The 14,889-nt window shown below is 44.8% G+C and carries 14 protein-coding genes; 1 reads left to right on the top strand and 13 read right to left on the bottom strand.

The window, feature by feature from the left end; genetic code table 11:
• Positions 1-78: 78 nt before the first annotated feature.
• Both DWW86_RS11045 and gpr read right to left on the bottom strand, forming a co-directional pair.
• Complete coding sequence (locus DWW86_RS11045; RefSeq protein ID WP_286187703.1) at positions 79-1,191, bottom strand: stage II sporulation protein P; 1,113 nt, start codon at positions 1,189-1,191, stop codon at positions 79-81.
• 127 nt (positions 1,192-1,318) lie between these two features.
• Entirely contained in the window at positions 1,319-2,251 is a 933-nt protein-coding gene (gene gpr, locus DWW86_RS11040) for a GPR endopeptidase (RefSeq protein WP_353652697.1), read from the bottom strand.
• A gap of 169 nt (positions 2,252-2,420) precedes the next feature.
• Here gpr and rpsT point away from each other — a divergent pair, with 169 nt between their 5' ends.
• Entirely contained in the window at positions 2,421-2,684 is a 264-nt protein-coding gene (rpsT, locus tag DWW86_RS17360; protein WP_118039094.1) for a 30S ribosomal protein S20, read from the top strand.
• 143 nt (positions 2,685-2,827) lie between these two features.
• Here the strand turns inward: rpsT and nadA are convergent, their stop codons facing one another.
• From nadA to DWW86_RS10980, 11 genes are all read right to left on the bottom strand, one after another.
• Positions 2,828-3,745 (bottom strand): quinolinate synthase NadA, encoded by a 918-nt coding sequence (gene nadA, locus DWW86_RS11030; RefSeq protein WP_072522966.1) that lies wholly within the window; start codon positions 3,743-3,745, stop codon positions 2,828-2,830.
• A complete protein-coding gene (locus tag DWW86_RS11025; RefSeq protein ID WP_117943125.1) occupies positions 3,742-4,293 on the bottom strand; it encodes a transcription repressor NadR in 552 nt (183 codons plus the stop codon). The genes nadA and DWW86_RS11025 overlap by 4 nt, the downstream gene beginning before the upstream one ends.
• A gap of 12 nt (positions 4,294-4,305) precedes the next feature.
• Positions 4,306-5,157 (bottom strand): carboxylating nicotinate-nucleotide diphosphorylase, encoded by an 852-nt coding sequence (nadC, locus tag DWW86_RS11020; protein WP_072522964.1) that lies wholly within the window; start codon positions 5,155-5,157, stop codon positions 4,306-4,308.
• Positions 5,150-6,439, bottom strand: coding sequence for an L-aspartate oxidase (locus DWW86_RS11015; RefSeq protein ID WP_117943123.1), 1,290 nt, complete (start codon positions 6,437-6,439; stop codon positions 5,150-5,152). Before DWW86_RS11015 ends, nadC begins: the two co-directional genes overlap by 8 nt.
• A gap of 830 nt (positions 6,440-7,269) precedes the next feature.
• On the bottom strand, positions 7,270-8,250 hold the full coding sequence (gene holA, locus DWW86_RS11010) for a DNA polymerase III subunit delta (RefSeq protein WP_117943121.1): 981 nt from the start codon (positions 8,248-8,250) through the stop codon (positions 7,270-7,272).
• A 66-nt stretch (positions 8,251-8,316) separates the two neighbouring features.
• Entirely contained in the window at positions 8,317-10,521 is a 2,205-nt protein-coding gene (locus tag DWW86_RS11005; RefSeq protein ID WP_117943119.1) for a DNA internalization-related competence protein ComEC/Rec2, read from the bottom strand.
• A gap of 43 nt (positions 10,522-10,564) precedes the next feature.
• Positions 10,565-11,512, bottom strand: coding sequence for a GerMN domain-containing protein (locus DWW86_RS11000; RefSeq protein ID WP_072522960.1), 948 nt, complete (start codon positions 11,510-11,512; stop codon positions 10,565-10,567).
• Between the two features lie 10 nt (positions 11,513-11,522).
• Positions 11,523-12,950: a sensor histidine kinase gene (locus tag DWW86_RS10995; protein ID WP_072522959.1), complete on the bottom strand. Its 1,428-nt coding sequence runs from the start codon at positions 12,948-12,950 to the stop codon at positions 11,523-11,525.
• Between the two features lie 3 nt (positions 12,951-12,953).
• Positions 12,954-13,643 carry a response regulator transcription factor gene (locus tag DWW86_RS10990; RefSeq protein WP_072522958.1) on the bottom strand — a complete coding sequence of 230 codons (690 nt, stop codon included), beginning with the start codon at positions 13,641-13,643 and terminating at the stop codon, positions 12,954-12,956.
• A gap of 10 nt (positions 13,644-13,653) precedes the next feature.
• Positions 13,654-14,358 carry a helix-hairpin-helix domain-containing protein gene (locus DWW86_RS10985; RefSeq protein WP_072522957.1) on the bottom strand — a complete coding sequence of 235 codons (705 nt, stop codon included), beginning with the start codon at positions 14,356-14,358 and terminating at the stop codon, positions 13,654-13,656.
• A 96-nt stretch (positions 14,359-14,454) separates the two neighbouring features.
• Entirely contained in the window at positions 14,455-14,886 is a 432-nt protein-coding gene (locus DWW86_RS10980) for a DMT family transporter (RefSeq protein WP_117943117.1), read from the bottom strand.
• Positions 14,887-14,889 lie beyond the last annotated feature (3 nt).

Raw genomic sequence — 14,889 nt, 5'->3', positions numbered from 1 at the left:
GCCACTTCTGTCTCTATATGCTTTCATTATACAAACATACGTTCTTGTTTGCAAGCCTTTCTTTTTTAAATTTCATTTTTATTTTCCCTGCAGCACCCGATCCAGAATATCCGCAAACGGTTCCATTGCATTTTTTACCTCCTGTACAGTATTTGTCTGCGCCCCCGCTTCCAGAAGCAGTGCCCTCGGACGCAGATGCAGATTATACCGAAGTCCCGCAAGATAAATCCCCCTGTAAAGTTCCGGATAATAAAGCGCCGCCTGATATTCCAGCTGAAATGAAAACGCCAGATTGTCCTGAATATAAGGATTTGGAAGATATGAAAGATCTCCGCTGTTTATCGTATGGCTGAGTCCATTATAAAAAAGCAACTGTGCCGTCTCTTTTCCGTTGATTTCCGTCACCAGACGACGATCATCCGGTACACCGTCCCGATGCAGATCAATAACTACCTGTATGGATGGATTTTCTTTCAGGACAGGCTCCAGCCATGCCCTTGCATAATCATATGCTTTGCTTCGATCCAGCTCCCCTCCTGCAAGATCAAACTTCTCCGTCACATGCATCACCTGATAGCCATATGTTTCTGAAAGAAGTTCTGTAAGATAATCTCCCACTCCGACGATCGTGTCTTCCTCTTTCCCTTCCCTTGAATCGCAGAAAGTCTCCTGCGAATGGCTGTGATAAATAAGTATCTGTGGTAGCCCCGCCTCTTTTGGCAAAGTAAGATCTTCTGCCAGAAATTGTGCTGCATTGATCTGTTCTGCCGTTGTTTCTGTAGCGGAATCCACAATAAAAAAATGATTCATCAGATAATCGTAATCCGCCAGCGTTTCCGGTGCCAGATCGATTTCCGGCACCGGGACGACCTGCGCTGCTGCTGTAGCAGTCTCCTCTTCCGCAGGAGCTTCTGTCCTGACCGTCTGAACATTATCCTTCTCTGATTTCGGAGTTTCTGTCACCTCCGATTTTTCTTCATGTTTAGCAAAATCCGTAATTTGAGGCTTCTCCGTAATTTCCGGTGTCACTCTCGCATCTTTATTTTCTTCACGCACCATTTTTCCAAGATACCGTGTGTTGCTCTCCACCAGCTTTTCATACGTCTCCTGATCCCGTCTCTGCTGATCTTCCACTGCCTGTCCTTCCAGAAAACAGTACAGAGGTAACTGCCGGAACACATTTTTCTGCAATACAAAGACTCCTGGCACAAGCGCCAGAATCGCAAATATACAACATTCCAAAACAAGATAAAGTACCTGCCGGACCTTTGACACAGGATCACCCCTTTCAGATAATCCTATGATATTTTTTTACGGATTATACTTGACTGAACGCAATGTTCAGACCTTCAGATATCATAAAACTCAGATATTTTATAGTTTCATCCACATCTTTCGGTGTAACAAACATGCTGTACAGATTAGGCGCAATCATTTCGTCTAAAAACTCTTTCTGTTCTGTTTCCTCCAGTGCATCCAGAAGATGTGCCATCGAGTCATGAACGATCGTTGCTGCATCTACCACTGTCGGCACGCCAATACCGATTACTTTCACCTGCAGATTTTCCTCAGTCAGACCATTTCGATGGTTTCCAACGCCCGAGCCCGGATGGATTCCCGTGTCCGTAATCTGAATCGTACGGCTTAGCCTGCGCACACTTCGTGCCGCAAGCGCATCGATTGCAACCACAACATCTGGTTTTGTCTCAGAAACAATTCCCTGCACGATCTCCGCAGTCTCCATTCCGGTCTGAGCCATCACTCCGGGTGCAATTCCACTGATCCGGTGCATCTTCTCATGTTTGATCCCGCGAAGCCCATATTCTTTTATAATATGTCGTGTCATCAGAAGATTATCCACTACCTGAGGTCCCAGTGCATCAGCAGTGATCGCCGCATTGCCCAGCCCAACGACAAGTACTGACTTTTCTTTTTTCAGATCGATCAGTTTTCGCAGGTGAGTCGATATCTCTTCGGATATTTCTCTGTGATAATCCTCATCCGGTGTTGAAAGCTCTGGCGCCTCAATCGTAATATACGTTCCCTGCGGCCGTCCCATGGATTTTGCTCCATTTTCCGTCACAATTTTTACGACCGTCGTTCGCACATCTTTTTCCTCATCGTATTCTTCATGCACTTCCACACCCCGTATTTCCGCATTTTCCTCCGCAAATCGCTCTGTTGTCTCAAGTGCAAGGTCTGTTCTGATTCTTCTGCTCCCCGGCATATCTGCATCCTCCTGTTTTTTCATATTTTTGCTTTCTGTAACGTTTATGAGAATTATTTGTAATTTTTACGTGAATTATGTATTGACAATCCCTGCCAAATATACTAATATATATAAGCATGTTTACAGAAGCGCCCGTGTCTGTTTCTGTAACAACGACACAATATCAGAATTTGAAACGGAGGTGTACCAATTGGCTAACATCAAATCTGCTAAGAAGAGAATTTTAGTAAACAGAACTAAAGCTGCTAGAAACAAATCTATCCGTTCTGCTGTTAAAACTTCTATCAAAAAAGTAGAAGCTGCAGTTCAGGAAAACAATAAAGCTGCTGCACAGGCTGCTCTTACAGAGGCTATCTCTACAATCAGCAAAGCAACTTCCAAAGGTGTTTATCACAAAAACAACTGTGCAAGAAAAATTTCCCGTCTTACTAAAGCTGTCAACAGCATTGGCTAATTCAGGAAACACTTATTTTTAATTATAAGCTTATAATTAAAAGGACAGTCACAACCGTCAGTGACTGTCTTTTTTATTTCTATAAATCAGGCGGGCAGATCTCTTTACGAATCTGCCCGCCTTTTTCTTTTGTATTCGTAAAATCAGCCGCCAAGTTCCACCATACGATGAATGCAGCGTCCTGCCCCATCAACAACATTCTGCGGAAGTTCAATCACTTCTCCGCCCGTTCCCTTCAGACAATTATAAATATCCATCAGTGTCGTAATTTTCATATTCATACAGGTAAGCATAACGGAAAGCGGATAAAACTGCTTATCCGGACATGCAAACTGCAGATGTTCAACAATACTGTTTTCTGTACCGATGATAAATTCTTTTGCATCGGATTTTTTTGCATAATCTATAATGCCTGTTGTAGAACCTATATAATCAGCCTGCTCAACTACTTCCTGACGGCATTCCGGATGAACAAGAAGGAGTGCCTTCGGATGTGTTTTTCGAGCTTTTTCGACATCTTTTGCGCTGACAACAATATGTCTCGGACATCCACCTTTATAGAAGACAAAGGTTTTCTCCGGAAGTTTTTCTGCTACAAATCTTCCAAGATTCGGATCCGGAATAAACAGAATCTTATCATTTTCAATCTTACTGCATATTTGAACTGCAGAAGAAGATGTCACACAAACATCACATTCTGTTTTCAGCTCGGAAGTCGTATTGATATACGCCACAACCGTATGATCCGGATGCTCTGCCTTCAGTTTGCGGAGTCCCTCAAGATCAAGCTGCTCTGCCATCGGGCATCCCGCTGAAGGATTTGCAAGCCATACTTTTTTCTCCGGGCTCAATACTTTACATGTCTCTGCCATGAAGCGCACCCCGCACATAATTATGCCCTTGCATTTACTTTTTGCTCCCTGTACGCTCAGGCCGTAAGAATCCCCCATATAATCTGCAACTTCCAGAATTTCCTGTCCCTGATACGCATGTGCCAGGATACAGACATCCTGCTCTTTTTTCATTCGCAGAATCTCCTGCTGAATTTCCTGTATTGTCATAATTTTATATTTCCTTTCTCTGTATGCTGCTCCCACGGCTGAAGTGGTGCAAGAAATCCTGCTTTCTCCAACTGATCCCGGATCAGATCCAGCCTTTCCTCACTTGATGCTTCAATCAGATGATAATGATATCCTGATGTTGCACTGCTAAGCACCGTAGAACGGCTGTTTTGCAGTGCCTGAATAAATTCACTGACATCCTGTCTTGACCGGATATCCATCTCCGCACTGACACGCCCGTAAACCCTGTGACTGATGCTGATATTTTTTACATGTCCACCGCAATCCACTATCAGATTTAGCTCCTGTGCTGCTTTGTCCTGACTGTGACGTACTTTGAATTCACGGGTACAGCTGCTGTCCTGCTGCATGACATAGCCTTTTGTTGTGGAAAGGATTCCCGGTGTGGATGCACGGATCACCGCCAGATCCTGTACGATCACCTGGCGGCTGACCCCAAAACGTCCTGCCAGTTCTCTTGCCGCAATCGGAACTTCCGTCTGTTTCAGGATCTTTAATATTTCTCCGCGTCGTTCTCCTGCATTCATAGAATTTTCTCCTTATACCGCATGAAGGTTTTTCATGGAAATGTCAAGAATCGGGGCAGAATGCGTCAGTGCGCCGCTGGAAACAAAATCAACGCCGATCTCACGGATCTTCTGGATATTTTCTTTTGTGATGTTACCAGAGCATTCTGTCTGTGCTCTTCCGTCAATCAGTTCGACTGCCTGTTTCATAACCTCCGGTGTCATATTATCCAGCATGATAATATCTGCACCTGCTTCAACTGCTTCTTTTACCTGATCAAGCGTCTCTACTTCTATCTCAATCTTACGTACAAATGGGGCATATGCTTTTGCCATCCTGACTGCTTTTGCAACACTGCCCGCAGCTCCGATATGGTTGTCTTTCAGCAGGACACCATCAGATAGGTTGTATCTGTGGTTATGTCCGCCCCCGACTCTTACTGCATATTTTTCAAATACACGGCAGTTTGGTGTTGTTTTTCTTGTATCAAGAAGTGTCACATTACTTCCTTCAAGAAGCTTTGCCACCTGTCTGGTGTAGGTTGCAATTCCGCTCATTCTCTGCAGATAGTTCAGGGCAACACGCTCTCCTGAAAGAAGCACACGGATATCTCCTGTTACAGTCGCCATCAGCTCACCTTTTTTTACTTCATCTCCATCCTTGCAATGAAGCTCAATTTCTGTCTTTTCATCAAGGATCTTAAATACTCTCGCGTAGATTTCCAGTCCGGCAACCACACCGTCTTCTTTTGCAATCAGGTCAACGGTTCCCCGTGTGGCAGTCGGCATTACTGCATTTGTAGAAACATCCTCGCTTGTGATATCTTCCTGTAATGCCATACGGATCAACTGGTCCGCCTGCATTTTCATTGTAATTTCATTCATGACTCATTTTCATCCTTTCGATTTCCTTTAATACCATTTTGTGATAACCATCCAGTACCACTTCTTTGTCTTCATATGGTTTCACATCTACAGAAACAGTTCTGCACGGCTCATGCTTCTTTCCAAAAATTATATCATCTGCCGCTCTTCTTGCAAAGACAAGAGATTCCAGCAGAGAATTACTTGCCAGTCTGTTTTTGCCATGAACGCCATTGCAGCTCGTCTCGCCACAGGCATACAGGCCTTTCATGGAAGTGCGGCTTCCCAGATCTACTTTGATTCCGCCCATAAAATAGTGCTGTGCCGGAACGACCGGAATCGGCTCTTTGCGCGGGTCAAATCCTTCTTCAAGGCATCTGTGGAGAATATTCGGAAAATGTTTCATAATCGTTTCTTCGCCCATCGGACGCATATCTTCCCAGACAAATTCTGTGTCATCTTTTTCCATCTGACTGAAGATCTTTTCACTCAGAAGATCTCGCGGCTGCAGTTCGTTGGTAAAACGCTGTCCGTTCCTGTCATAAAGAAGAGCTCCTTCTCCACGGACAGATTCAGAAATCAGAAATCTTCTGCCCGGTTTGTGAGAATAAAGTGTTGTTGGATGAATCTGTACGTAATCAAGATGTTCGAGAACAATCTGATGTTTCATCGCAATTCCGAGACCGTCTCCGGCAATATGCGGGAAGTTCGTAGAATTCTTGTAAAGACCGCCAAGTCCACCGCATGCCAGCACAACGTTGGACGCATGTACCAGGTAAACCTCATTCTGCTCATCCATGATGACCACACCGCCGCAGATGTTGTCGTCAGCGATCAGATCAACCATCGTCATGTATTCGCAGATTTCGATATTATCTCGGGTGCGCGCCTGTTCAAGCAGTGTCTGTGTGATCTGTTTGCCTGTAATATCTTCATAAAAAAGGATTCTCGGCTGGGAATGTGCACCTTCTCTTGTAAAATCAAGTTCTCCATCCGGAGTTCTCGCAAATGTAACATTGCGCTGAAGGAGATCACGGATGATGCTGTTGGAGCTGCGGATCATAAGATCAACTGCTTTTTTGTCATTTTCGTAATGTCCTGCACGCATGGTATCTTCAAAGTAATCATCATAGTCGTCTTCTCCGCGCAGCATGCAGATACCGCCCTGTGCAAGGAAGGAATCAGACTGATCTGCCTCCTGTTTGGTGATCATCAGGATGTTTGTGCGCTCCGGGAGGTTCAGGGCACAGTAAAGGCCTGCTGCTCCCGTTCCTACGATAACGACGTCGTAATTTTCTTTCATTTTTTGTGTCCTCGTACCGGTGATGCCGGATTTTCTTTTAGGTTTGGATTGTGTTTTCTGTTTTGTGATTATACTCCCCGACATGTTAGGTGTCAAGACACCTGTGTATATTATTGTAAAGGTGTAAAGAAATTTATATAAAACGACTGCAAACAGGAAAATTTGTGATAGGGCTAAATGGATCCGAATGGAAAACGGCTTCGAGACTGAGAAACACTAAGAACTTCTTCGACTGCTAAATTCATTCGAAAAAATCACAAACTCGCCTTCGGCTCAAACAGTGTGATTTTTTCTCATAATGCAGTCTCAGAACTTCTAAGGGTTTATACAGTCTCTGCAGAGGTTGCCCATTCGGATCCATTAACCCTGTTCCACACTTTTCCAATTCTGCACATCCTATTCTTTTGAACTTTCGCTACACCTTTCCAATATATGACACAATCCTTCCCTCGTAGGGCGGCGCCCAACGTTCTTCCTGCTGTTCGCGGCTTTCCCGCCGCCCGGTCCGGTTCCTGGCAAGCTCCGACCACCGCCCCGCGAGATAAATAAAGTGAAACAGGTGAGACTATTTCTGTCCTGAAAGCACAAAAACCTCGACAGCTATCCCATTCCGCGAGCCTTTGCAGATATCTGTAGTTGTACTTAGTTCTGAAATGTCTGCGTTATTCAGAAATGCCAGCTCTGTCTGAGCGTCAGCGAGTTTGCTGGCATTCCTGAATGGGTTTAGCAGACAGATCATGACCTAGTACAACCAGATATCGAAACTGCTCGCAGATGGGATAGCTGTCAGAGGTTTTGTTCCTTCCACCAGACTTTTCTCACCTGTTTATTTATTTCATACTATATTTTACTATCAACAATTCCACACTCAATACATCCTGCAGTCTTCCTGTCTTCACGGCCTCCTCTGCATCTATAAAATCCTCCTCCGCTTTTTCAAGCTCCTCAATCTTATATGCCCTCGCGCACGTCAGCAGATTCCTTACCGCGAACGACGGCACACCCAGCCTTGTGGCGATCTCGTTCTGAGAAGCTCCCTCCACAGACATTTTCTTCGCAAGGCACATCTGCCTGAACTGCTTCGAAAGCAGAAACAGAATCCTCATCGGCGGTTCACGGAGTGTCAGAAGATCATTGTACAGATCCAGCGCTTTACGCTGATTTTTCTCCGTAACAGCACGTACCATATCAAAAATTTTGTTTTCTGTCCGTGTCGTACAGATTTCTTCAACGTCTTCCGCCGTGACAACATCTTTTCCCATCGTGTATGTGATCAGCTTTTCCAGTTCCATCCGGATATTCCCCATATCCGTACCTGTCTTTGTCAGGAACAGTTCCATATCCCCCGGACGGATTTTCCTGCCTTCCTTCGCAAGAATCCCCGCTGCCCAGCGCATCAGCGTTTTCTCATCCTGCTTCGCAAACTCCACGATCCTGCCACAGCTTTTGACTGCTTTGTACATCCGGTTTCGCCTGTCGACTTCTTCCTCTACAAAAATGATACGCAGATAATCAGGAAGTTCCTTCATATAATCCGCCAGCTCATCACATTTATTTTTAAAAAATCCTGAGTTTTCTACCAGAACTATTCGGTGTTCCGCAAAAAAAGGCATCGTCTCACAGAGGTCGATCATCTCTCTTACCTCGATTCCTTTTCCTTCATATTTACTGAAATTCATGGTATCATCGTCAGGATTTAACGCATGTATCAGTTTTTCTTTATATTGTATCTTGAGATACGCTTCTTCACCAAACAAAAGGTATACATTTTTAAAATTGCCTGTCTTGATATCTTCCTGTAAATTCTTCAATGCTGACAAGTCCTCCTGAAAATCACCCTATCTGTCTCTTTAGTATAGACGATTTTTTCTTTTTTCTCAATCTGTAAATCTCTCCAGCCAGATTCTTTCCCCGTCTGTGCGTACAGTAATCGCTCCGCTCTTCATCGTATATTCCACCTGTGCACCGCGATCTTCCAGCCTTTTTATTGTGTCTGCCGACGGATGACCATATGTATTCTTTGCCGAACAGGAAATCACCGCGATTTCAGGTCTTACAACATCCAGGAATTTCTGACAGGTCGAATATTTTGATCCATGGTGTGCCACCTTCAGAAAATCCACATCTTCCATCGAATTCAGCAGTTTTTCCTCAGTCTCTGCCCCGATATCTCCGGTAAAAAGCCCTCGAAATTTTCCAAAATGTACTTCCATGACCATGCCGTCCTCGTTGGTATCACTGCCATCCGCCCCGTTCTCTGGTGCCAGAATTTCTATTTGAACCTCCTTTGTTTTAAGCAGTTTTCCCTCCCGTCCGGTTTGTATCTGAATTCCGCTCTGCCTGGCCAGCATTTTCAGCCTCTCATATTTTTCTCCCGTCGTATTCCAGTCCGGCAGGATCAGATTTTTCACATGTACTGTCGTAAGATTCTGTGCGCATAGTTCCAGAATTTCCTCGATTCCACTGATATGGTCTTTATCTGTATGCGAAACAAAAATCCCGTCCAGAGTGGCAATCCCCTGATTTTTCAGATACGGAAGTATCTGATAGACCGCTGTATTTTTCTTATTGCTGCTGCCGCCATCAATCAGAAAGTTCTCCCCTCCGGGCATTTTAAGGACACAACAGTCCCCCTGCCCAATGTCCAGGCAGGCAATCATAAGTCCCTCACGGGGATGATATCCAAGAAAAACGACCGCAAGTATCACTAAAATAACGGACGCCGCGCTCCGCATAGCCTTTTCCCTTGCTGTCTTCTTCCTCCACTTTAGTCCTGCAAAAATCACAGCCAACATCACATAATACGCCACACACTGCCACAACTTCGGGCTTCCTGCAATCCAGGTGCTGTGCGGAATCCATCCCACCACTTCACATAATTTTTCGTAAAAAAACAGCACACATTTTCCCGGAAATACTACCTTTTTCGCAATTTCAATAACAAATATCCCCACCGGCAATGCAAAAATACCACTTGCCAGCACGAGTCCCGATGTCGGCAGAACAAGCAGATTCAGAACCACACCAGCAAGCGACACTTCTCCGTACGCGCGCAATACAATCGGAAGTGTTATCAACCACACGATTACCGAACCAGCAAGACTTTTTTCTGTTCTTTTTTCCAGATTAAGCATGGAACAGATTTCCGGTGTCACAGCTCCTATTCCGATCACTGCTCCAAACGACATCAAAAAGCTCACACTGTACAGATATGCCGGAGCATCCAGTAAAAGTACAATTGCCGAAAGCGCCATTGCGCTTAGAAGATCATAGCTTCTCCCGGCAATTCCGGCGCCCACCAGTACCAGAAACATTCCGACTGCACGCATCGCAGACACGCTTCCTCCGGTCATCATCCCGTAAGCATAGATCAGAAATGCTGAGGCTGCACCTGCCACACCGTTTCCGGCTCCTGCCTTTTTCAGTAATCGAAAAAATCCCATTCCGACAAAACTGATATGCAGTCCTGAAATCGCAAGTATATGCATGATTCCTGCCATCTGGTACTGCATTTTTGTTTCTGCATCGAGATTTCCTCTCTCGCCGAGTATCATTGCCTGAAAGATTCCCGCATATGCCCCGCCAGCTTCGTCCAGTATGCTTTCCGCTTTCTGGCGAATTTCCTGCAAAAGCTGTCCAAAGTATGAATATGCAGCACTTTTTCCACAGATTTCCCCGTTTTTCATCTGGTAATAAATTTTCTGACAGGCGTAATACTGTTTTGAATCAAACTCTCCTGGATTTCCAGGGCCCGGAATTTCTTCTAATTTTCCGCAGACCCGCAAAACCATCCCTATTCGGAGCTGTTCTTCTTTATTTAAATAAACTTTTATATTTTCAATGGGAATTTGTTCTGACCCGACAGTCAGAAAGACTTGTTTCAGATAGACAGAAAGAGAATTCTCTGTTGCCTGACAGCTCTGTACCTCGCCGTTTACAGTAAGTTTCAAGTGTTCCGAAATATACTTCTGTACAGACGCCGGCAGCGGATTCCCACTTATCATGGAAATCCCCGCCAGATCCGTCACATAGAGACAAAGCATCAGAAGCAGACACACCAGACACACCGGGCGTCTTTTCATTGTCTTTCCTTTCTGTATGACTCTGCTTGTTTATAGATTTTTCTCAGGACTCCTTTTTGTCATCCTGGGCAATCAGATCTTCATTTTTTTCATAAAATTTGTATAACGGCAGACTTTCCTGGAAATTACCGTCCATACTGCCGTCAACGGAAATCTGGACTTTCTCTGCATCGCAGGAATCCAGAATAGAATTTACAACCGAATAAACTGAAATATCCTCAGACACATCCTCTGTTCCTTCGCGGAACGCATTATTCATGTTTATATAACAGATCTTGTCCGCCGTAATCACACTCAATACAGAAGAATGTTCTGATATCGTCGGATAGTGGCCTTCTTCCATAGGTCCTTTCGCAAGCTGTTCAAGTACAATGCGCTCTTTCGGAAGAGAACGTCTGTAATAGACATTTCGTACTTCCTTCACAAGCTTTTTGCCGCTTTTATCCACAAAATACAGTGTAAAAGTATCATACCGATAGCTTTCGGTGTCTTTTCCTGAATACTCAGCAAATGTTTTGCTGGTCATTTCACCTATGTCTTCGTTTCGCGAGTCTTTGAGCGCCTGTCCGGCTACGGTAAATCGAATCTTTGCGATGTCTGGCGCCTGCAAGAGCGTCTGCACGATTCCCGCACGTGTCATGATCTCACGCACTTTACTCATATTGTTGTATTCTTTGCTGAAATCAATGACCAGAAGATCATCCTGTACATCATAAGAGTTGATAGACACATCTTCCGGAAGCAGACTGACTCCACCATCCGGAACTTCTTTCTTGCCAAGTTTCTGCAGCAGATCCTTAACCATAAATTCGGTTGTTTCTTCTTTTGGCTCATACGGTTCTTCTTTCAGTACCGTCTCCGCCGCATTCAGATAATAAAAATTGTATTTGCTTTCTTCCGTGCCTGACTGAGTTTTCGTCTCAATGCTGCAGCCTGCAAAAAGGCTGCATATCAGGACTGCCAGAAGAAGTATGCTAACTGATTTCTTCATCCGGCACCTCCTACGGAATATATGACAGGGGCACACGAACGGAAAATGTCGTTCCTTCCCCTTCTTTGCTGAATACTTTGACCACACCATGATGCATTGTGATCGTGCTTCTGGTGATTGCAAGTCCTAAACCTGTTCCACCGATCTCCCTTGAGTGCGATTTATCTACACGGTAAAAACGCTCAAAAATACGATCCAGAGAATCCTCCGGAATCCCCATTCCCGAATCCGCTACTGTAACGTAGAAATCTTTATGATCCGCATCAATTGAGACACGTACCCATCCATCATCCACATTATATTTGATTGCATTTTCAACCAGATTGCTTATCGCAGAAGTAAATTTCAGCTCATCTACGTCCGCTTCCACAGGCCGGAAACTGTCAAGGATCAGGTCTATATTACGCTTATCTGCGATTGGACGAAGACGCTTGAGAATGTCCTCAAGGAGCTGATTGATGTTCATATGACTGATCTGAAGATCAGCAGATTTCTTATCCATCTTCACCAATGTCAGAAGATCCGTGATAATGCGGTTTTCTCTGTCGATCTCAGCAGTAATATCACGCATAAATTCCTGATAAAGTTCTTCCGGTACCCCTTCCTGACCGACCAGTGAATCGGCCAGCACCTTCATCGAAGTCATCGGTGTCTTTAATTCATGCGACACATTAGATACAAATTCCGAACGTGATTCGTCCAGTACTTTCATTCTCGTCAGCATCTTATTAAATGCATCTGTGATCAGTTCTGTCTCCGTATAATCCGGTACGGAAATTTCATCCTTCTGATAACCATCCGTAAGGTCTTCGATGGACTTTGTAACCCTCGCCAGCGGTTTGACAAGTACAGCCGCCAGAATATACGCCAGAAATACAGACAGTACAATAATGATTCCAACGATCAGCATACCTCTCTGCTCCAGCTCACTTACTGTTGCGATCACCGCACTTGTAGAAATATTTATCAGCATTGCCCCCTGCATCTGCGGCACATCTGCACTTCTGACCGGAACAGCAAGTTCCAGCGTCTGTCCATATTGACTATAGTCAGTAGCCTCTCCGCTTTTAAAGCATTTGACCACTTTTGGTGAAATCAGTATCTTGCCTTCATCTACATTATAGGTATCTTTAACCACTTTGAAGTCACGGTCCACCAACATGATCCTGCCACCATAAGTGTTGGACAGAACCTCGAGTTTGCTGTTGATCGATTCTGAACTCGGATCATTGAGATAGTTTTCCCTGATAATCTGGTTACAGAGAATTGCACACTGCGTCCGAATCTCACCTGTACGCACTTCCAACGCCTGCTGTTTGTAATTGCCGACCATAAGCTGTGTCACAATGATTCCCGGCACGATTCCGAGAATGACCAGAATAACCATGATGCGAAAACGCAGGCTCTTAAAAAATCTGTTTTTCTTTTTTGTTACCATATCTTACGCCTGGAAATAATATCCTACACCCCATTTGGTGTGTACATATTTTGGCTCGCTCGGGTTCGTCTCGATTTTTTCACGAAGACGACGGATATGTACATCCACAGTTCTGACATCTCCCGGATATTCATATCCCCAGACAATATTCAGAAGGTTCTCACGACTATAAACCTTATTCGGGTTAAATACCAGAAGTTCCAGCACATCAAACTCTTTTGCCGTGAGGTTGATCTCCTTGCCTGCAATAAATACACGCCGACTCTCGCAGTCCATTTTCAGATCTCCGGACTCAATCGTCTTTGCCTTCTCTTTTTCTTCATGTTCGGAACGTGCACGACGCATGATTGCCTTAATACGCGCCTTGACTTCCAGAATATTGAATGGCTTTGTGATATAGTCATCTGCACCGTAATCCAGTCCCAGAATCTTGTCCATATCTTCACCTTTGGCAGTCAGCATAACGATCGGAACATTGGAAAATTCCCTGATCTGCTGGCATACCTCCAGTCCGTCCATCTTCGGAAGCATCAGATCCAGAAGGATAATGTCATATTTATTGGCCTTTGCTTTTTCAACTGCTTCTTCGCCGTCGTAAGCACAGTCAACCTCCATGCCATCCTGCTCCAGATTGAAGCGGATTCCCTTTACGATCAGTTTCTCGTCATCTACCACTAAAACTTTCCTGCTCATTCTTTTCTCCTTATTTTACTGCTATTTTATCCTTGATCGCTAAAAATGTACTTTCTTTGATCCCGGGTACCTGCATGATTTCCTCCACTGTAGAAAAAGCTCCGTGTTCCTCTCGATAGGAAAGGATTGCCCGTGCCTTGGCCTCTCCGATTCCTGTCAGTGTTTTCAGAGCGGCCGCATCCGCGGTATTAATATTGACCGTATCGGAAGCATTCTCATCTGTATCGTCTCCAGGGCTTCCGAGAGTAGATGTACTTTCCTCCGGCATCGGATAATTTCCCGCTTCCGCTTCTTCCTGTGTAGGTACATAAATCTGCTGACCATCACTGACCGGCTGCGCCTGATTGACAAGTCTCGTTGCTGCTTCCGGCAAAAAACCTCCCGCCGCCTCGATTACCTGAAAGATCCGGCTGTCGTCTTCCATCTCATATACGCCGGGATTTGCGACCGCTCCACAGACATCCACAAATATCTTCGCCGGCGTCTCAACAGTCTCTGGCTGAGATTCAACCGGCTCTGTCTGTTTTTCCACTTCGGCTGTCTTTGTTATTTCTACATCTACAGCCTCTGTCACTTCCGGTGTCCTTGTATTTTCTGTCTCAGTCTGACCTGCCAGCAGCATTTCACTCTGACGGTCTCTGCAACCATTCAAAGCAACACTGCAAAACAACCACAAAATACAGATGATCAGTTTATATTTTTTTCTTATGATCATTCGGTTCACTTCCCTCCGTAGCATTACGGCAGACTTCCCCGATTTTCATACTTAACCATATTTCATTTTAACGAATTTTACAGGGTTTTACAACCCCTATTCCCATTTAAAAATTACGATCCCGGCAATCGCAATCAGCATTCCAAGGACTTTTCTCCATACAAAAGGTTCTTGCTCAACACCAAACATTCCGAAAAGTTCAATCACGTATGCTACGATAAGCTGCGAGATTACGATCAGCATTGCCGCTTTTGCCGGACCCAGTACACCCATGCTCTGAATCACCGTAATCGTAATAAAGGCTCCGATCACACCACCCAGTAGTGTATATTTATTTTCAATCTGACAGAGTGCTCCTATACTCTGCCGTCCGGTAAAAAGCCACGCTGCCACGCATACCACAAACGCAGAAAGCTGTACCCACCCGGTCGATACCCAGAGACTTGTCTGTTTCGTCACTTCCGTATTAAAAACACCCTGAATACTCATCAATGCACCGGATATCAGCGCCGCCAGAAATCCCCACATAAA

The sequence above is a fragment of the Ruminococcus sp. AF17-22AC genome (assembly GCF_003460065.1).
In the GTDB taxonomy this organism is placed as follows: domain Bacteria; phylum Bacillota; class Clostridia; order Lachnospirales; family Lachnospiraceae; genus Blautia_A.
The sequence above is the reverse complement of the archived record's forward strand: the minus strand, read 5'-3'. Positions and strand labels throughout refer to the sequence as shown.